The sequence below is a fragment of the Nocardia sp. CY15 genome, assembly GCF_009829295.1.
GTDB lineage: Bacteria > Actinomycetota > Actinomycetes > Mycobacteriales > Mycobacteriaceae > Nocardia > Nocardia sputi.
In genome coordinates, this window is sequence record NZ_VUOT01000001.1 from 61,250 (window position 1) to 79,900 (window position 18,651).

The 18,651-nt window shown below is 69.7% G+C and carries 16 protein-coding genes; 3 read left to right on the forward strand and 13 right to left on the reverse strand.

The window, feature by feature from the left end; all coding sequences use genetic code 11:
* Nucleotides 1–65 precede the first annotated feature (65 nt).
* The 13 genes from GVY39_RS00285 to pyrR form a co-directional block, all read right to left on the reverse strand.
* Complete coding sequence (locus GVY39_RS00285; RefSeq protein WP_370523742.1) at nt 66–2,534, reverse strand: primosomal protein N'; 2,469 nt, start codon at nt 2,532–2,534, stop codon at nt 66–68.
* Nucleotides 2,535–2,550: 16 nt separating this feature from the next.
* A complete protein-coding gene (gene metK / locus GVY39_RS00290) occupies nt 2,551–3,762 on the reverse strand; it encodes a methionine adenosyltransferase (RefSeq protein ID WP_159919246.1) in 1,212 nt (403 codons plus the stop codon).
* A 231-nt stretch (nt 3,763–3,993) separates the two neighbouring features.
* Complete coding sequence (gene coaBC, locus GVY39_RS00295) at nt 3,994–5,217, reverse strand: bifunctional phosphopantothenoylcysteine decarboxylase/phosphopantothenate--cysteine ligase CoaBC (protein WP_159919248.1); 1,224 nt, start codon at nt 5,215–5,217, stop codon at nt 3,994–3,996.
* A 42-nt stretch (nt 5,218–5,259) separates the two neighbouring features.
* Nucleotides 5,260–5,541, reverse strand: coding sequence for a DNA-directed RNA polymerase subunit omega (rpoZ, locus tag GVY39_RS00300; RefSeq protein WP_236565226.1), 282 nt, complete (start codon nt 5,539–5,541; stop codon nt 5,260–5,262).
* Between the two features lie 170 nt (nt 5,542–5,711).
* The gene (gmk, locus tag GVY39_RS00305; RefSeq protein ID WP_159919250.1) at nt 5,712–6,296 is read right to left on the reverse strand and encodes a guanylate kinase; all 585 of its coding nucleotides are present in this window, start codon (nt 6,294–6,296) and stop codon (nt 5,712–5,714) included.
* A gap of 8 nt (nt 6,297–6,304) precedes the next feature.
* The gene (gene mihF, locus GVY39_RS00310) at nt 6,305–6,625 is read right to left on the reverse strand and encodes an integration host factor, actinobacterial type (RefSeq protein WP_028476708.1); all 321 of its coding nucleotides are present in this window, start codon (nt 6,623–6,625) and stop codon (nt 6,305–6,307) included.
* 570 nt (nt 6,626–7,195) lie between these two features.
* Complete coding sequence (gene pyrF / locus GVY39_RS00315) at nt 7,196–8,020, reverse strand: orotidine-5'-phosphate decarboxylase (protein WP_159919252.1); 825 nt, start codon at nt 8,018–8,020, stop codon at nt 7,196–7,198.
* Between the two features lie 25 nt (nt 8,021–8,045).
* Nucleotides 8,046–11,354 carry a carbamoyl-phosphate synthase large subunit gene (gene carB / locus GVY39_RS00320; protein ID WP_159919261.1) on the reverse strand — a complete coding sequence of 1,103 codons (3,309 nt, stop codon included), beginning with the start codon at nt 11,352–11,354 and terminating at the stop codon, nt 8,046–8,048.
* Nucleotides 11,354–12,445: a glutamine-hydrolyzing carbamoyl-phosphate synthase small subunit gene (carA, locus tag GVY39_RS00325; protein WP_236565227.1), complete on the reverse strand. Its 1,092-nt coding sequence runs from the start codon at nt 12,443–12,445 to the stop codon at nt 11,354–11,356. Before carA ends, carB begins: the two co-directional genes overlap by 1 nt.
* Before the next feature lie 152 nt (nt 12,446–12,597).
* On the reverse strand, nt 12,598–13,119 hold the full coding sequence (locus GVY39_RS00330; RefSeq protein ID WP_159919265.1) for a transporter: 522 nt from the start codon (nt 13,117–13,119) through the stop codon (nt 12,598–12,600).
* Nucleotides 13,120–13,152: 33 nt separating this feature from the next.
* A complete protein-coding gene (locus GVY39_RS00335) occupies nt 13,153–14,469 on the reverse strand; it encodes a dihydroorotase (RefSeq protein ID WP_159919267.1) in 1,317 nt (438 codons plus the stop codon).
* A 295-nt stretch (nt 14,470–14,764) separates the two neighbouring features.
* The gene (locus GVY39_RS00340) at nt 14,765–15,724 is read right to left on the reverse strand and encodes an aspartate carbamoyltransferase catalytic subunit (protein WP_159919269.1); all 960 of its coding nucleotides are present in this window, start codon (nt 15,722–15,724) and stop codon (nt 14,765–14,767) included.
* 40 nt (nt 15,725–15,764) lie between these two features.
* Nucleotides 15,765–16,400, reverse strand: a complete 636-nt coding sequence (gene pyrR / locus GVY39_RS00345) for a bifunctional pyr operon transcriptional regulator/uracil phosphoribosyltransferase PyrR (RefSeq protein ID WP_159919271.1) — start codon at nt 16,398–16,400, stop codon at nt 15,765–15,767.
* A gap of 259 nt (nt 16,401–16,659) precedes the next feature.
* On the opposite strand from pyrR, the gene GVY39_RS00350 reads away from it, so the two are divergent.
* The 3 genes from GVY39_RS00350 to GVY39_RS00360 all read left to right on the forward strand — a co-directional run bounded on the left by GVY39_RS00350 (nt 16,660) and on the right by GVY39_RS00360 (nt 18,572).
* Nucleotides 16,660–17,286: an alpha-ketoglutarate-dependent dioxygenase AlkB gene (locus GVY39_RS00350; protein ID WP_159919273.1), complete on the forward strand. Its 627-nt coding sequence runs from the start codon at nt 16,660–16,662 to the stop codon at nt 17,284–17,286.
* 78 nt (nt 17,287–17,364) lie between these two features.
* Nucleotides 17,365–17,814 (forward strand): SgcJ/EcaC family oxidoreductase, encoded by a 450-nt coding sequence (locus GVY39_RS00355; protein ID WP_159919275.1) that lies wholly within the window; start codon nt 17,365–17,367, stop codon nt 17,812–17,814.
* Between the two features lie 44 nt (nt 17,815–17,858).
* A complete protein-coding gene (locus GVY39_RS00360) occupies nt 17,859–18,572 on the forward strand; it encodes an HD domain-containing protein (RefSeq protein ID WP_159919277.1) in 714 nt (237 codons plus the stop codon).
* Nucleotides 18,573–18,651 lie beyond the last annotated feature (79 nt).

Sequence of the window (18,651 nt, forward strand, 5' to 3'; positions counted from 1 at the left end):
TCGGATAGGGACCACTTCGCCGGTCTTCTCGGACTCGAACCACGCACTCGCCGCACCGGGGCTCGTCAGCCGATGTCGACCGGGTCGATCTGGACGCGGAGAGGGGCATCGGTGCGGTGTGTGCTGCGCACCGCCTGGGCGGCGCGCAGCGCACGCGCGAGCGCTCCTCCGTAGCGGCGCTCGACCCGCAGCAGCAAGCGTTCGACGGCGGCGGGGGAATCGCCGGAGGAGAACGGTTTGCGGGCGCCGTCCGGCAGCGGTACCGGTCCGAGGCGATCGACGGTGTCGGGGAGGTCCGCTGCCGAGAGCAGTTCGGCGATGGTGTCGGCGGTGCCATCGATGGCGGCCAGACGAACCGCCGGCGGGAAGCCGACCTCCGCGCGGGCGGCGACCTCGGCGCGCGCGGCGCCCACCGGATCCCACCGGACCAGCGCCTGCACGGTGGGAATCGAAGGCTCGGCCATCACGATGACCTGGCCGTGCGCGCGGACCAGCGCCGCGGCGGCCATCCAGCGGCGCAGTGCGTCCTCGGCAGCTCGCAGGTCGGCACGGCCGAGCAAGGCCCAGCCGTCGAGCAAGAGGGCCACACCGTATCCACCGTGGACCACGGGTTCGGCGCCGACCGTCGCGACGACCACCTGCGCGCCCGGTTCCACGGTGTCGAGTACCGCGCCGCCGCCGGAACCACGAATCGGCACACCGGGAAAAGCACGGCCGAGTTCCTCCGCCGTACGCGTCGCGCCGATCACCACGGCGCGCAGCGCGCGCGACCCGCAGGTGCCGCAGCGGAACGCGGCCTCGGTGATCCCGCACCAGCGGCAAGCGGGGCTGTGTGCTGCCGCGCCGGATTCGGCCGCCGATCCCCGCGGTCCGCCGGCCTCCGGCAGCGCCAGCGGTCCGTTGCAGTGCCTGCATCGGGCAGGCGTGCGGCATTTCCCGCAGGCGAGCGCGGGAATGTATCCGCGACGCGGCACCTGGACCAGTACCGGCGCCCCCTCTTTCAGAGCCGCCCGTGCGGCCGCGAAGGCGACACCGGGAACCCGGACGGCCCGCGCCACCGGATCGCGCTCCAGTGCGATGTCGCTGTCGCCGGGGGCGCTGATGCGGGGAGTGACCTTGCGCAGGACGGCACGGTCGGCGACCAGATCGTGCGCCCAGCCGGATTCGACCACGGCTTGGATCTCCGCGGTGCGCGCGAAACCCGCCGCGACGAACGCCGCACCGGTCTCGTGCGCCCGCAACATCGCCACCTCACGCGCGTGCGGATACGGTGCGCGCTGTTCGGCGTAGGTGTCGTCGCCGTCGTCCCACAGCGCGATCAGCCCGAGGCGCGCCGCCGGTGCGAACACGGCGCTGCGCGTGCCGACCACCACCCGCGCCGAACCTCGCAGCACCGCGAGCCAACGCCGATACCGGGCCGCTGGACCGAGGCCCGCCGCCAGACCGACCGCGGAGTCTCCCACCAGCGCAACACATTCCGCCAGCACCCGGTCGAGATCCCGCTGGTCGGGCACCATGAGGATCGCGCTGCGACCGTGCCGGGCCACCACTGCGGCCAGCTCGGCCAGACGGCGAGGCCAGTCCTCCCCGGGCAGCGCCTGCCAAGCCGCCCGCGCGCCTTTTCCCTCCGCTAGCGCACCGACGAACGCCGCGCCGTGGACGTAACGCTCCCAGGAAGCGAGATCTACCGCTACGGCCGGAAGGTCCTGTGGAACGGGCGAGTCGGCGGGGGCGGCCGGGTGCGTGGTCGCGGCGGCGGAGTGAGGGTCCGTATCAGGCTCACCACCATCTGCCCCTTCAACGGGCGACCGCACGGCGCTCTCCCCGTTCGCCGGGCTCGAACCACCGGGTCCGGCTGCCCTGGCCGGTCCGATATCCGCGCGCACCGCTTTCGCACCGTGTACTACCGAGTCGGACTGCCCGACAGAAGGTCTCATGGACATCGACTGCGAAATCGGCTCGGCAGGGCTGGAATTCACGGCAGGCGACTGCGCAGAGGTTGAGCCACCGTCGATTTCGGTTTCAACGGCATGCTCGTCAACGCCGTGGACCAGGGCAGGATCGGCAGCGGAAACCGGGGCTTCGGTGGAAACAGGTTGCGCCGCAGCGGACTTCTTGCCGCCACCGGTTTCGGTGCGCGCGTGACGCGGCGGGATGGCCAAGCGCAGGACATCCGCGCGAGTGCCCGCGTAGCGGGCGGCCACCGCACCGGCCAACTGGAGGATCTCCGGGGTCAGCACGCGTTCGCCGGAGACGACGCGTTCGAGCTTGACCAGCTTGCCGCCGTGGTCACTGTGCGCCAGTCGCGCGAGCAGGTAACCGTCGACGAGGCGGCCCGCGAAACGGACACGCACCCGGACCCCGGGCTGGGCGATTTCGTCCAGCTCGGGGGACACCAGGTAGTCGAAGTCGCGGTCGAGATGCGCGGGCGACAGCAGCGGGAGGACCCGGGCGATCGGCAGCGCGACAGGTGCGGGACCCGCGGCTGTACGGTCCGCTTCGGTAGCGGAGGTATCCGCCGCGGGTTCGTTCACTCCGACCCGATCGGGGTCAGAGTCCGATGGCCGCGCGCAGCTTGTCCGCGCGGTCGGTGTGCTCCCACGGCAGATCGACGTCGGTGCGGCCGAAGTGGCCGTACGCGGCGGTCGGCGCGTAAATCGGGCGCAGCAGGTCCAGGTCGCGGATGATCGCGCCGGGGCGCAGATCGAAGACCTCGGTGATCGCGGTGGCGATGCGGGCCGGGTCGACCTTCTCGGTGCCGAAGGTCTCGACGAACAAGCCGACGGGGGCCGCCTTGCCGATCGCGTAGGCCACCTGGACCTCGACGCGCTCGGCCAGATCCGCCGCGACCACGTTCTTCGCGACCCAGCGCATGGCGTAGGCGGCCGAACGGTCCACCTTCGACGGGTCCTTGCCGGAGAAGGCGCCGCCGCCGTGGCGTGCCATGCCGCCGTAGGTGTCGACGATGATCTTGCGGCCGGTCAGGCCCGCGTCGCCCATCGGGCCACCGAGCACGAACTTGCCGGTGGGGTTGACCAGCAGACGGATGTTCGAGGTGTCCAGCGACGGCACGTCGAGGTCGGCGAGCACCGCGTCGAGAACCTTCTCGCGGATGTCGGGCGCGAGCAGGTTGTCCAGATCGATGTCGGCGGCGTGCTGGGTGGAGATGACCACCGTGTCGAGGCGAACCGGGCGGTCGCCGTCGTACTCGATGGTGACCTGGGTCTTGCCGTCCGGACGCAGGTAGGGCAGCACGCCGGACTTGCGCACCTCGGTCAAGCGGCGCGACAGCCGGTGCGCCAGCGCGATCGGCAGCGGCATCAGCTCCGGGGTGTCCTTGGTGGCGTACCCGAACATCAGGCCTTGGTCGCCTGCGCCCTGCCGCTCGATCTCGTCGTCGGAGCCCCCGACGCGCGCCTCGTGCGAGGTGTCCACACCCTGCGCGATATCCGGCGATTGCGCGCCGATCGCGATATTCACACCGCAGGAATTCCCGTCGAATCCCTTTGCCGAAGAGTCATATCCGATTTCCAGGACCTTTTCCCGGACAATGCGCGGAATATCGGCGTACGCCGACGTGGTGACCTCACCCGCGACATGGACCTGGCCGGTCGTCACGAGGGTTTCCACCGCGACCCGGCTGCGCGGATCTTCCGCGAGCAACGCATCGAGAATGGAATCGCTGATGGCATCACAGATTTTGTCCGGATGACCTTCGGTCACGGACTCACTGGTGAAAAGCCGGCTCCCGGACGTGCGCACAGTTCTTCCCTCTCCCTCAACGGGTTACTCGTATCGGCTTGCGACAGTAACGCGATGTCGCGACCGCGCAACCCTTAGATCTCAGACTATTCCAAATCACCGACAGAACGGGCGCCAACTACCCAGCCATCCCAGACAGCCGAACGCACGGTGTCTCGTCGGTGCCGAAATGATGACGGCGTCGCGAACGAACGACCGATCAGACAGCAATCCTGGCAGGCACCCGTCGGCTCAGCGCAGCAACACACTCAGCGCGTCGAGCACGCGGCTGGCCAACAGCGCCTTCGAGCCGTGATCGAGTGCCTGCTCGGTGCCGTCCGCGCCGAGCAGCCAGCCGTCGTTGGTGTCGACCTCGAACGCCTTGCCCTCTCCCACCGCGTTGACCACGAGCAGGTCGCAGCCCTTGCGTGCGAGCTTCGCCCGCGCATGGGTGAGGACGTCGCCGTGCTCGTCACCGGTCTCGGCGGCGAAGCCGACGATCGCGGTGCCGGGCAACTGCCCGTCGCGTCGCGCCTGCACCAGTCCGGCGAGGATGTCGTCGGTCTTGGTCAGCGCGATGACGTCGGGCTCGCCCGCGCCCTTCTTGATCTTGGCGGCGGCGACGTTGGTCGGCCGGAAATCGGCGACCGCCGCGGCCATGATCACCGCGTCGGCGCCGACGGCGTGCTTGTCGACGGCGGTTTTCAGCTGTTCGGCCGTGGTGATGTGCACCAGATCGACGGCGGCGGGCGCCGCCATCTCGATCGTGTTGCCCGCGATCAGCGTGACGTGGGCGCCGCGCTGGGCCGCGACCCGCGCGAGCGCGTAGCCCTGCTTGCCGGAGCTGCGGTTACCGAGGAAACGCACCGGATCCAGCGGTTCCCTGGTGCCGCCCGCCGTGATGACGACCCGGCGGCCCTCCAGATCGCGCGGAATCGCGTCGGCGCGCTCCATGAGCAGCGACGCGAGGCCGAAGATCTCCTCGGGCTCGGGCAGTCGTCCCGGGCCGGTGTCGGCGCCGGTGAGCCGGCCCGCCGCGGGCTCCATGACGATCGCACCGCGGGCGCGCAGCGTCGCGACGTTGGCGACGGTCGCCGGATGCTCCCACATCTCGGTGTGCATCGCGGGCGCGAACAGGATCGGACATCGGGCCGTCAGCAACGTGGCGGTGAGCAGGTCGTCGGCGCGGCCGGACGCGGCGCGCGCCATGAGGTCGGCAGTCGCCGGGGCGATGACCACCAGGTCCGCCTCCTGGCCCAGTCGAACGTGCGGAACCTCGGGCACGTCGGAGAACACGCCGGTGTGCACCGGGTTCCCGGACAGTGCTTCGAAGGTCGCCTTGCCGACGAACTCCAGCGCCGACGTGGTGGGGATCACCCGGACGTCGTGTCCGGTCTCGGTGAACCGCCGGACCAGAGAGCACGCCTTGTAGGCGGCGATTCCTCCGGCTACGCCGACGACGATCCTTGTGGTCACTACGCCTCCGGCCTAGTCGTGGTCACAGCGAACTCGGTCGCCTCACTCGCCTTCGGAGTGTTCGAGCAGGTCGGAGTGGATCTCGCGCAGGGCGACCGACAGCGGCTTCTCCTGCAGGCCCGGCTCGACCAGCGGGCCGACGTACTCGAGGATGCCGTCGCCGAGCTGGTTGTAGTAGTCGTTGATCTGACGGGCCCGCTTGGCCGCGTAGATCACCAGGGCGTACTTGGACGACGTGCGCTCGAGCAGCTCATCGATCGGCGGGTTGGTGAGGCCGACCGGGGTGTCGTAGGCGGGCGCGGCCTTGATGTCCGTACTGCTCACTAGGGGAACTCCTGGTGTCGGGTGTCGCATGAACGAAGCCCGTCGCGGTGCGGCGCGCTGCCGCCTCCGGGCTTGCTCGCTCATGCCGTAGTGGATGGCGCATGCGCGACGGGCCCTACGAGGTCAGGCAGGCTCCTCCGCGGGCCGGATCGCTCATGCGCAGGTGGGGGTCACGAACTCGAATTTGTGCTAACGAACAACGATACCAACTGCTCACAGGCGCTGGTCACCTCGTCGTTCACGATAACGATGTCGAACTCGTCACATGCCGCCAGTTCCGTCCTGGCTGTTTCCAAGCGGCGCTCGATCACCTCGGGGGATTCGGTGCCGCGTGAGGTCAGCCGCGCCACCAATTCCTCCCAGCTCGGCGGGGCCAGGAACACCAGGATCGCCTCCGGGATCGCCCGGCGCACCGATCGCGCGCCCTCGAGATCCACTTCGACCAACACCGGAAGGCCTTCCGCCAAGGCGGCGCGCACCGGCCCGGCGGGGGTGCCCGAACGCTGCAATCCGCCGTGGATGTCCGCCCACTCGAGCAGCTCACCCGCCTCGATCATCGCGTCGAACTCGGCGCGGGAGACGAAGCGGTAGTCGAGGCCGTCGACCTCCCCGGGCCGCGGGGCCCGGGTCGTTGCCGACACGCTGAAGACCAGGTCGGGCAGTCGTTCGCGGACACAGCGGACCACGGTGGACTTGCCCACGGCCGAGGGGCCGACCAGTACTACCAGTCGACCCTTCCGCGTGTGTTCGATCACCCTCGTCGTCAGGCGTCGAAGTCGAACCGGGCCAGCAGCGCCTTGCGCTGCCGGTCGCCGAGTCCGCGCAGCCGCCGGGTGGGGGCGATCTCCAGCTCGCTCATGATTTCCGCCGCCTTGACCTTGCCCACCTTCGGCAGGGCCTCCAGCAGCGCCGACACCTTCATCTTGCCGAGGATCTCGTCGGTCTCGGCGTCGGTGAGGACCTGCTTCAGGTTGGTGCCGCCACGCTTCAAGCGCTCCTTGAGCTCCGCCCGAGCGCGGCGAGCGGCAGCCGCCTTCTCCAAAGCAGCGGCGCGCTGCTCGTCAGTCAGCTGGGGAAGGGCCACGGTTCCTCCGTCTCATCGTTCATTGCATCAACTCCTGCCGGTAACCCGGCAGTCTCAGCGACCGTACCCACGACGTCCGCCGATTGCGAACCCACCCCCCAGGTCAGCGCATGATTCCGGATATCGCAGGCACCGGGGTGGTGCGTCGAGCGGCCGGTCCGCGCCACCGCTCCGATCACCCGGCGGACGTCGCGAAATACGCCGCCAGCAGGGCTTTTTCGACAGACCGAGTGGTTTGCGAAAGGGTTGCTGGACCGCAGCGCATCGTTCCAGCAACCCCTCACCCGCCCTACCAGGAACTTTCTGGAAATTTCCCGCGTGTCGCGAGTTCTTTCCGCGTGTCGGGCGTCACAGCGAGGTATGCCGTGCACTCCCGCGCGGCATTCGGTGTCGATTTGTGAGCCCTGTACGGCGTCCAGGTGCGATGCGCCACCCCGCGCACCGCTCAGGACCCGAAATCGACCCAGTGACGCGCCCAGGCCCCAGTAAACGGCACCTGTGTGCGTGCACTTGCACGCGCAGATGGCCGAAATGACGGAAGGCCGGCGCGGGGTGCGCCGGCCTTCCGGGTCATTTCTGCAGGAACGCGAACGCGTCCTGGAGTTCGTGCACTCTGGCACGCAGTGCCGGGACGGTGGGGCCCTCCCGCAGCACCTCGCGCGAGACGTTCGGGAGGACGGCCCCGAGCACCGCCTCGGGTACCAGGTCGCGGATGGTTTCCGGGCCACCGCCCTGGGCGCCCACCCCGGGCATGAGAATCGGCCCGTTGAGCGCGGAGAGGTCCGGCGCCTCGCTCAGCGTGGCGCCCACCACCACGCCCACCGAACCGAACTCACCGCCCGGATTGCGGGCCGCGGCCTCGTCCACCATCGTCTGCGCGATCGCGCGGCCGTCCGTGCCGACCGCCCGCTGTACCTGCGCCCCTTCCGGATTCGACGTCGCGGCGAGCACGAAGACGCCGCGGTGGTTGGCCTCGGCCAACGTCAGCGCCGGAGCCAGCGAACCGAATCCGAGGTACGGCGAGACCGTCACCGCGTCCGACCCGAGTGGACCGTCGGCCAGCCACGTCCGGGCGTAGGCGTCCATGGTGGACCCGATGTCGCCGCGCTTGGCGTCGGCGAGCACCAGAGTTCCCGAAGCGCGCAGCACATCGATGGTCCGCTCCAGGACCGCGATACCGCCGGAGCCGTAGGCCTCGAAGAACGCGACCTGCGGTTTGACCAGCGCGACCAGGCCGTCGAAAGCCTCCACGCAGATCTCGGCGAACCGCTCGAGCCCCTCGGCATCCTCGGTGAGGTCCCAGGACCGCAGCAGTTCCGGATGGGGGTCGATGCCGACGCACACGGGCCCGAACTGCCCCATCGCGTGCCGCAACCGTCGGCCGAAGGTCTTCATCTCGCCCGTTCCGTCCTGCCGCGGCTCACCCACGCAGCACCGAGTGCAGTTCCTGCAGGGACCGCACACCGATTCCGCCGTTGATGCTGGCCTCGATGCCCTGCACCGCCGCAGCGGCGCCCTGCACGGTGGTGATGCACGGGATGTTCACCCCGACCGCCGCGCTGCGGATCTCGTAGCCGTCCACGCGGGGACCGGAGTTGCCGTAGGGCGTGTTGAACACCATGTCCACCTCGCCGTCGCGGATCTGCTCCACGATGGTGGGCTCGTCGTCCGGGCGCACCTCGGAGTGCTTGCGCACCTGTTCGCACGGAATCCCGTTGCGGCGCAGCATCTCCGCCGTGCCCTCGGTGGCGAGGATGCGGAAGCCCAGGTCGTACAGGCGCTTGACCGGGAAGACCATCGCGCGCTTGTCCCGGTTGGCGATCGAGACGAACACGGTGCCCTCGGTGGGCAGCGAGCCGTAGGCGGCGGTCTGGCTCTTGGCGAAGGCGGTGCCGAAATCGGCGTCGATGCCCATCACCTCGCCGGTGGACTTCATCTCCGGCGACAGCAGCGAATCCACGCCGCTGCCGTCGGCGCGGCGGAACCGGTGGAACGGCAGCACGGCTTCCTTCACCGCCACCGGAGCGTCCAGCGCGACGTGCCCGCCGTCGCCCTCGCCCGGGAGCATCCCCTCCTTGCGGAGTTCGGCGATGGTGGCGCCGAGCATGATCCGCGCGGCGGCCTTCGCCAGCGGCACCGCGGTGGCCTTGGACACGAACGGGACCGTCCGGCTCGCCCGTGGATTGGCCTCCAGCACGTAGAGCACGTCGTCCTTGAGCGCGTACTGCACGTTGAGCAGGCCACGGACGCCGATGCCCTTGGCCAGCGCGACGGTGGAGCGGCGCACCGCCTCGATGTCGCTGCGGCCCAGCGTGATCGGAGGCAGCGCGCAGGCCGAGTCGCCGGAGTGGATGCCCGCTTCCTCGATGTGCTCCATCACGCCGCCGAGGTAGACCTCCTCGCCGTCGCACAGCGCGTCGACATCGATCTCGATCGCGTCCTCCAGGAACCGGTCGACCAGCACCGGGTGCTCCGGGCTGAGCTCGGTCGCGCGGGAGATGTAGCCCTCGAGGGACTGCTCGTCGTACACGATCTCCATGCCGCGACCGCCGAGCACGTAGGACGGGCGCACCAGCACCGGGTAGCCGATCTCGGTGGCGATCTTGCGCGCCTGCGCGAACGTGGTCGCGGTGCCGTACTTCGGCGCGGGCAGCCCCGCCGCGACCAGCACGTCGCCGAACTCGCCGCGATCCTCGGCCAGGTCGATGGCGGCCGCGCTGGTGCCGACCACCGGCACCCCCGCCTCGGTGAGGCGCTGCGCGAGGCCGAGCGGGGTCTGCCCGCCCAGCTGCACGATGACGCCCGCGACGGTGCCGGATTCGCATTCGGCGTGGTAGACCTCGAGGACGTCCTCGAAGGTCAGCGGCTCGAAGTAGAGCCGGTCGGCGGTGTCGTAGTCAGTGGAGACGGTCTCGGGGTTGCAGTTGACCATCACCGTCTCGAACCCGGCCTGCGACAGCGTCTGCGCCGCGTGCACGCACGAGTAGTCGAACTCGATACCCTGGCCGATCCGGTTGGGCCCGGAACCGAGGATGATCACCTTCGCGCGCTCGCGCTGCGGCGCCACCTCTGACTCGGCGGCGGGATCGAGTTCGTAGGCCGAGTAGTGGTACGGGGTCTTGGCCTCGAACTCGGCGGCGCAGGTGTCGACGGTCTTGAAGACCGGGCGGATACCGAGCCGGTGCCGCAGTGCGCGCACTCCGGTCTCACCCGCCAGCTCGGGCCGCAGCGCGGCCAGCTGACGGTCGGACAGGCCGTAGTGCTTGGCCCGGCGCAGCAACGGCTCGTCCAGCACGGGCGCGTCGAGGATCTCCTGACGCAGCTCGACCAGTCCGGCCACCTCCGCGACGAACCACGGGTCGATGCCGGAGGCGGCGGCGACGTCCTCGATGCTCGCGCCCAGCCGCAGCGCCCGCTCGACCTGGTAGATGCGCCCTTCGGTGGGAGTGCGCAGGTCCTCCAGGATCGCTTCGGCGTCGGTCCACGCGCCGTCTTCCTGGGTCCAGAAACCCGCGGCCTTGGTCTCCAGCGAACGCAGCACCTTGCCCAGCGCCTCGGCGAAGTTGCGGCCCAGCGACATCGCCTCGCCCACCGACTTCATGGTGGTGGTCAGCGTGCCGTCGGCGCCGGGGAACTTCTCGAACGCGAACCGCGGCGCCTTGACCACCACGTAGTCCAGGGTCGGCTCGAAGCAGGCCGGGGTTTCCTTGGTGATGTCGTTGACGATCTCGTCGAGCGTGTAGCCGATGGCCAGCTTGGCGGCGATCTTCGCGATCGGGAAGCCGGTCGCCTTGGAGGCCAGCGCGGACGAGCGCGAGACGCGCGGGTTCATCTCGATGACGATCAGGCGCCCGTCGAGCGGGTTCACCGCGAACTGGATGTTGCAGCCGCCGGTGTCGACGCCGACCTCGCGCAGGATGGCGATGCCCAGATCGCGCAGCTTCTGGTACTCGCGGTCGGTGAGCGTCATCGCAGGCGCGACGGTCATCGAGTCGCCGGTGTGCACGCCCATCGGGTCGACGTTCTCGATCGAACAGACCACCACGACGTTGTCGCGGCCGTCGCGCATCAACTCGAGCTCGTATTCCTTCCAGCCGAGGATGGACTCCTCGATGAGGACGTTCGCGGTGGGCGAAGCGGCCAGACCGCCGCCGGCGATGCGATCGAGGTCCTCGTCGTTGTACGCCATGCCGGAACCGAGGCCGCCCATGGTGAACGACGGGCGCACCACCACGGGGAAGCCGAGCTCGCCGACCGTCTCGCGGACCTCGTCCATGGTGAAACAGACCCGCGAGCGGGCGCTCTCCCCGCCCACCTTGGCCACGATGTCCTTGAACTTCTGCCGGTCCTCACCGCGCTGGATGGCGTCGAAGTCGGCGCCGATCAGCTCCACGCCGTACTTGTCCAGCACTCCGCGCTCGTGCAGCGCGACCGCGGTGTTCAGCGCGGTCTGGCCACCGAGAGTGGCCAGGATCGCGTCGGGGCGCTCCTTCTCGATGACCTTCTCCACGAACTCCGGCGTGATCGGCTCGACGTAGGTGGCGTCGGCGAACTCCGGGTCGGTCATGATCGTCGCCGGGTTCGAGTTGACCAGCGACACCCGCAGGCCCTCGGCCCGCAGCACCCGGCACGCCTGCGTGCCGGAGTAGTCGAATTCGCACGCCTGGCCGATGACGATCGGGCCAGAACCGATCACCAGGATGTGCTCGAGATCCTCGCGGCGAGGCATCAGGCTCCTTCCATGAGACCGGCGAAACGGTCGAACAGATATGCGGCGTCGTGGGGGCCTGCGGCGGCCTCCGGGTGGTACTGCACCGAGAAGGCGCGGCCGTCGACCAGCCGGACGCCTTCCACCGTGCCGTCGTTGGCGCAGACGTGGCTCACCTCGGCCGTGCCGAAGGGTGTGTCGAACCGCTCGCCCCGCTCGCCTTCCAGCGCGAACCCGTGGTTCTGCGCGGTGATCGAGATCCGGCCGGTCTCGTGCTCCACCACCGGGATGTTGATGCCGCGGTGGCCGAACTTCATCTTGTAGGTGTCCCGGCCGAGCGCGCGGCCGAGGATCTGGTTGCCGAAGCAGATACCGAACAGCGGCAGGCCTTCGCCCAGCACGCCGCGGGTCAGCTCGATCGCGTCGGTCGCGGTGGCGGGGTCACCGGGGCCGTTGGACAGGAAGACGCCGTCGGGTTTCAGTTCGAGGATCCGATCCAGCGTCGTCGAGGACGACACCACGTGCACCCGCATGCCGCGCTGCGCGAACATACGCGGGGTGTTGGTCTTGATCCCGAGGTCGACCGCGACGACGGTGCACCGGTGCTCACCGTCCGGCTCGATCGTGTACAGCGCGTCGGTGCTCACCTCGCCCGCCAGGTCGGCGCCCAGCATCGACGGCTGGCCGTTCACCCTGGCCACCAGCTCGTCGGTGGCCGCGAGGGCGTCGCCGGAGAAGATGCCCGCCTTCATCGAACCGCGGGAGCGCAGGTGGCGCACCAGCGCGCGGGTGTCGATGCCCGCGATGCCGACGACCCGCTGACGCTCCAGTTCCTCCGGCAGCGTGGTGGTGGCGCGCCAGTTCGACGCGCGCCGCGCCGGATCGCGCACCACGTACCCGGCCACCCAGATCTTCGCGGACTCGTCGTCCTCGTCGTTCCAGCCGGTGTTGCCGATCTGCGGCGCGGCCGCGACCACGATCTGGCGGTGGTAGGACGGGTCGGTGAGGGTCTCCTGATACCCGGTCATCGCGGTGCAGAAAACCGCCTCACCGAGCGTCTGGCCCACGGCGCCGTAGGCGCGGCCGCGGAAAACCCGGCCGTCCTCCAGCACGAGTGCCGCGTCCGTCCCCGCCCTGCTCCCGCCCGTGTCCGTCCCCGCCCTGCTCCCGCCCGTGTCCGTCCCCGCCCTGCTCCCGCCCGTGTCCGTCCCCGCCCTGCTCCCGCCCGTGTCCGTCCCCGCCCTGCTCCCGCCCGTGTCGACTGTCATCCCTCGTCATCTCCCGTCATCGTCCCGCTCTGATCCGCCGCGGTAAGCCCGCGCCAAGCCGGGTAGACCGACTTGTCGTCGCCGCGGAAACCCGTATCGATCTCGGTTCCGGTCGGCAGCTTCCAGCGAATGACCAGCACACCATCTTCCGTCATCACTTTGCCCGCGTGTCCGCGTTCGGTGCGCACCGCGGTGATGGATTCCTGTGGAATCCAGATCACGGTCGCGCCGTCGCGTTCGAGCAGAATCCCCCGTTCGAACCGCGTGAGTTCCGCGGTGGCCCGGAAACCCAGGTCACCGACCGTGATCCGGTCCTGCCAGCTGGGCGCGATCGTGCTGCCCAGGTAGAGGCCGGTGGTCGGCTCCAGCACCTGCGCGCCGAGTTCGGCAGGCACGGCAGGCAACGTGCCGATGCGCTCGGCCTGACGCGCGGCGCGGTTGCGCCAGCCCCGGTACATCAGCCAGAGGCAGGCCACGAACAGGACCAGCAGCCCGACGACCCACAGCGTTCTCTCCACTCAAGAACCTCCTCGAACACCGCGCTCGTTCATCTACGCCTCCGCCCGGTTGCCCAGCGCCTTGCCGTCGCGGGCGGTGACCCGGCCGCGCAGCAACGTCGCCGTCACCCGCGCCGGGAAGGTCATCGCCTCGAACGGGGTGTTGTTCGCGATGCTGGCCAGTTCCGTTCCGCGCACCGTCCAGCTCGCCTTCGGGTCGACCAGCGTCAAATTCGCCGGCTCGCCGACCTCGAGCGGCCTGCCGTGCTCGTCCAAGCCGACGATCGCCGCCGGACGCTCACTCATGACGCGGGCGACGCCGCGCCAGTCCAGCAGCCCGGGCTCGACCATGGTCCGCACGATGATCGACAGCGCTGTCTCCAGGCCGAGCATGCCGGGCCGGGCCGCGGCGAACTCGCAGCACTTGTCCTGCTCCGCGTGCGGAGCGTGGTCGGTGGCGACGCAGTCGATGATCCCCTCCGCCAGCGCTTGCCGCAGCGCCGCGGCATCGGACGCCTCGCGCAGCGGCGGGTTGACCTTGTTGACCGCGTCGTAGGTCTCCAGCCGGGAGTCGTCCAGCAGCAGGTGGTGCGGGGTGACCTCGGCGGTGATGGCGATGCCCTGCGACTTCGCCCATTTCACCAGCTCCACGGTGCCCGCGGTGGAAGCGTGGCAGATGTGCACCCGGGCGCCCGCGTCGCGCGCCAGCAGAGCGTCACGCGCCACGATGGACTCCTCCGCCGCGCGCGGCCAGCCGGCCAAGCCCAGCCGGGCAGCGGTCGGCCCCTCGTGCGCGATCGCGCCCTTGGTCAGTCGCGGCTCCTCGGCATGCTGGGCGATCAGGACGCCGAGCGAGTTGGCGTACTCCAGGGCGCGGCGCATGATCAGCGGGTCGTAGACGCAGTGACCGTCGTCGGAGAACATGCGCACCGCGCCGACGCCCGCCGCCATCGTCCCCATCTCGGCGAGTTGCTTGCCTTCCAGACCGACGGTGACCGCGCCGACCGGGTACACATCGACCAGGCCGACCTCCCGGCCGCGGCGCCATACGTGGTCGGTGACGACCACCGAGTCGGCGACCGGGCTGGTGTTGGCCATCGCGAACACCGCGGTGTAGCCGCCGAGCGCGGCCGCGGCGGATCCGGACTCGATGGTCTCGGTGTCCTCCCGGCCCGGCTCACGCAGATGGGTGTGCAGGTCGACGAAGCCGGGCAGCAGAATCTGCCCCTGCGCGTCGATGATCTCGGCGTCGACCACGTCGAGATCGGCGCCGATCCGGCGGATCTCGCCGTCGGCGACGAGCACGTCGACCGGCTCGCCTTCGCCGTACAGCAGCGCGCCCTTGATCAGAACGGGCGTGTTCGCACTCATGCTGTGTCCTTTCCGGCACGAGCGGGGACCTGCGTGGTCACGCTCCGCTGCCTCCTCCGGCCCTGACCGCTCATGCCGGGTCCCTTTCCGGCACGAGCGGGGACCTGCGTGGTCACGCTCCGCTGCCTCCTCCGGCCCCGACCGCTCATGCCGGGTCCCTCTCCGGCACGAGCGGGGACCTGCGTGGTCACGCTCCGCTGCCTCCTCCGGCCCCGACCGCTCATGCCGGGTCCCTCTCCGGCACGAGCGGGGACCTGCGTGGTCACGCTCCGCTGCCTCCTCCGGCCCTGACCGCTCATGCCACTGCCTCCTGTGTGCCGACGAGCAGGCGGAACAGGACCGCCATGCGCATGTGCACACCGTTGGTGACCTGTTGCAGCACCGCGGCTTTCGGGGAGTCCGCGACCGAGGACGCGATCTCCATGCCGCGCAGCATCGGGCCGGGGTGCAGCACGACGGCGTGGTCCTCCAGCAGGGCCAACCTACGCTCGGACAGTCCATAGGTGATCGCGTACTCGCGGGCCGACGGGAAGAACCCGCCGTTCATCCGCTCGGCTTGCACACGCAGCATCAGCACCGCGTCGGCGCCGATCAGTTCGGCGTCCAGATGATGTGACACGCGGGCCGGCCAGGTCTCGACGCCGACCGGCATGAGCGTGCGGGGCGCGACCAGCACGACTTCCGCGCCGAGGGTGGCCAGCAGGAAGACATTGGACCGCGCTACCCGGCTGTGCAGGATGTCGCCGACGATCACGACGCGCTTGCCCTCGATGTCGCCGAGCCGCTGCCGGAGGGTCAGCGCGTCCAACAGGGCCTGAGTCGGGTGCTCGTGCGTCCCGTCGCCCGCGTTGACGACCGCCGGGCCGGAGTTGTGCCCTGCCGCGACCGCCCACTCGTCCATCCAGCGTGCGATCTGGTGTGCGGCGCCGGAGGCCGGGTGCCGCACGATCAGCGCGTCGGCTCCGGCAGCGTGCAAGGTCAGCGCGGTGTCGCGCAGCGACTCCCCCTTGGCGACCGACGAGCTGCTCGCGCTCACGTTGATCACGTCCGCGCTCATCCATTTGCCCGCGACTTCGAACGACACTCTGGTCCGGGTGGAGTTCTCGTAGAAGACCGTCATCACGGTGCGCCCGCGCAGCGTGGGCAGCTTGTGCACCTCACGGCCGAGCAGGGCCTGTTCGAACCGTTCGGCCTCGTCGAGCAGTTCGGTCGCGGCGGCGCGATCGAGCGCGGCGACCGACAGCAGATGCCTCACCGGCGTACCTCCCGTCGCGAGGCGGCGTGCGTCGGATTCATCACGCCTCCTCCTGGTGCAGGTAGACGCCGTCGCGGCCGTCGTGTTCGGTCAGCAGCACCGAGATGTCCTCGGATCGGCTGGTCGGCACGTTCTTGCCCACATAGTCGGCGCGGATCGGCAGTTCGCGATGGCCGCGGTCGATGAGCACCGCCAGCTGCACCGCGCGGGGGCGGCCCAGATCACGCAGGCCGTCGAGCGCGGAGCGGACGGTACGACCGGAGAACAGGACGTCGTCGACGAGAACCACCAGCGCGTCATCGATGCCGCCGTCCGGGACGGAGGTGCGTTCCAGCGGCCGGTGCGGCCGGCTACGCAGATCGTCGCGGTAGAGGGTGATGTCGAGCGAGCCCAGAGCCGGGCGGACGCCGGAGAATTCCTCGATCTTCTCGGTGAGCCGCGCGGCCAAGGTGGTGCCACGGGTGGGAATGCCGATCAGTACTACGCGCGGCGCGTCCGGCTCTCCCGCGTCCAACGCGGTCTTCTCGATGATCTGGTGCGCGATGCGCGCGATGGTCCGCCCGACATCCGAAGCCGACAACAGCTCCCGCCCCACCGCCACCCATTCCGGGGTGTGTCGCTGCGATGTCTCGGCAGCGCCGCCGGACTTGGCGGCCCGTTCTTCGGGCACGGCCATGCCGACCTCCTTCCCCGCCTCACCGGACGGTCCGTTAAAGGATGTCTTACGGCAAGCAGCGTAGCAGCGCCGCAACCCCCGGTTTCACCAGGCATATCCCGCTGTGAGCGGGGCCACTGCAGCCGAGCGGACGCGGACGCCGCTCCAAGCGCACCGCGCGGACCCGTCCGGTCGGCCACGCCGACAGCCGGACGAAGCTCCCGACAATCCTGACCGAAATCCGCTAGCACGTATGTTCGATCAGCGGTACGCTCCCCTCATGTCCACACCGCTCCAGGGATCGCTGCTCGACGGATTCGGTGATACCGAATTCGCGCCGCTTCGCGATGCGCGCCGGACGGTGCTCGACCACGGAGCCTGGGTGGATCTGCTGCCCGGTTGGCTTTCGGGCGCGGACGCGCTGTTCGACCGACTGGTCACCTGTGTGCCTTGGAAAGCGGAGCGCAGGCCGATGTACGACCGCGTGGTCGACGTGCCCCGGCTACTGCGGTTCTACGCGGAGCACGAACCACTGCCGGATCCGGCCCTGGCCGACGCCCGCGCGGCGCTGAGCGACCACTATCGTCACGAGCTCGGCGAACCGTTCCGCACCGCAGGCCTGTGCTATTACCGGGACGGGCGCGACAGCGTCGCCTGGCACGGCGACAACATCGGCCGCGGCGCCACCCACGACACGATGGTCGCGATCGTGTCGGTCGGGGCGCCGAGGGCGCTGCTGCTACGCCCCCGTGGTGGTGGGGCGAGCATCAAATACGTTGTGGGCCATGGCGATCTGCTGGTCATGGGCGGCTCCTGCCAGCGCACATGGGAGCACGCGATACCGAAGACACGCAAACCCACCGGCCCACGGATCAGCATCCAGTACCGCCCGCGCGGCGTCCGCTGACGCCGTGCCCGCACTGTGCTCCACCCGACAGCGCGCCGGCTTGACCTGAACCGCCGTTGAGGTCGGAAGCTCGTCGGCATGAGTACGACAGCTTCCACACCGCCCCTGGTCGAGGACACAACGGTCGACCACACCGACGACATCGCCGCGATCCGGCAGATCGTGGCCAACGCGGAGGCGGGTTTCAACGCCAACGACGCCGCGCTGCTGTCCGCCGATTTCACCGCCAACGCCGCCGTCGTCAACGCGATGGGCACGCTGATCACCGGATTCGAGGCGCTGCTCGACGCGAACCGCCGAGGTCTGGCGGGATTCCTGAAAGACCAGTACGCGCGCTACGAGATCGCCGACATCACGTTTCTACGACCGGACGTCGCGATCGCGCACAAGCGGGCATGGGCGACGACGGCCGACGGAGAACTGCTCGACAACGACCATGCCATGATCGCGCTCTACGTGCTCGTCAAGCAGGGCGATCGCTGGTACACCGCCGCCCGGCAGAACACTTTGGTGCCCGCAGCCGAATGATCCGCCGACCGGCGCGTGTCACCCGGGCCGGTTAGCCTGGCATCATGAGCAATCCAGGGGCGGGGGTCTTGGCCGTGATGCCGCTGCACACGATCAGCGAAGTCTACGGCGTGGCCGGGCTGCAGGAACGATTACTGCTGGAAATCGCCGAGCTGCCCGACACGCCGCGCTTGACCGCGGCGCTGGATCTCGCGGCCGACCTGCATCGTGACGATCGTTACGGCCGCGAGCCGTACCTCAGTCATCTACTGCGCGTGACGATTCGGATCATCAGCCACTACGAGGTCAAGGACCCGGACGTGGTCGCGGCGGGCCTGCTGCACGACTCGGTCGAGGACCACGCCGCCGAGCTGGCCGCCGACCGCCCCGGCCCGACCGTCGACGCCGCTCTCGGCGCGCTCACCGACCGGTTCGGTGAACGAGTGGCCGATCTCGTCGCAGCGGTGACCAATCCCGAACCGGATCCGGCGCGCGACCGGCAGGCACAGTACCGCGAGCACGTCGCGACCAACCTGGACCGCGACCCATGGGCCCGGGTGATCAAGCTCTCCGACTTCACCGACAACGGCGTAGGCATCCTTTACGCCACCGGTCCCGCAATGGGCAAACTCGCCGCCAAATACCGTCCGCTCACCGCCGTGTACCGCGACCTGGTCACCCGGCCGGACACGCCGCTGGCCGACCACGTCCGGCAGCACATTCTCGATCAGCTCGACCGCGCGGACGAGCGGTTCGAGGCGATCCTGTCGCGCGACTGATCGCCGGGCGGGTCGGCGACGCGACTGTGCCTGCGGCACAGAAGTATCGGCGCCAACCCGCACCCTTCCAGGAAGCGGT

What these genes read in the sequence shown, in the direction of transcription:
- pyrF (WP_159919252.1), bottom strand. Translation starts at nt 8,020, where the DNA reads ATGAAGACCTTCGGCCGACGGTTGCGGCACGCGATGGGGCAGTTCGGG.
- carB (WP_159919261.1), bottom strand. Translation starts at nt 11,354, where the DNA reads ATGCCTCGCCGCGAGGATCTCGAGCACATCCTGGTGATCGGTTCTGGC.
- GVY39_RS00335 (WP_159919267.1), bottom strand. Translation starts at nt 14,469, where the DNA reads ATGAGTGCGAACACGCCCGTTCTGATCAAGGGCGCGCTGCTGTACGGC.
- pyrR (WP_159919271.1), bottom strand. Translation starts at nt 16,400, where the DNA reads ATGGCCGTGCCCGAAGAACGGGCCGCCAAGTCCGGCGGCGCTGCCGAG.
- GVY39_RS00350 (WP_159919273.1), top strand. Translation starts at nt 16,660, where the DNA reads ATGTCCACACCGCTCCAGGGATCGCTGCTCGACGGATTCGGTGATACC.
- GVY39_RS00355 (WP_159919275.1), top strand. Translation starts at nt 17,365, where the DNA reads ATGAGTACGACAGCTTCCACACCGCCCCTGGTCGAGGACACAACGGTC.
- GVY39_RS00360 (WP_159919277.1), top strand. Translation starts at nt 17,859, where the DNA reads ATGAGCAATCCAGGGGCGGGGGTCTTGGCCGTGATGCCGCTGCACACG.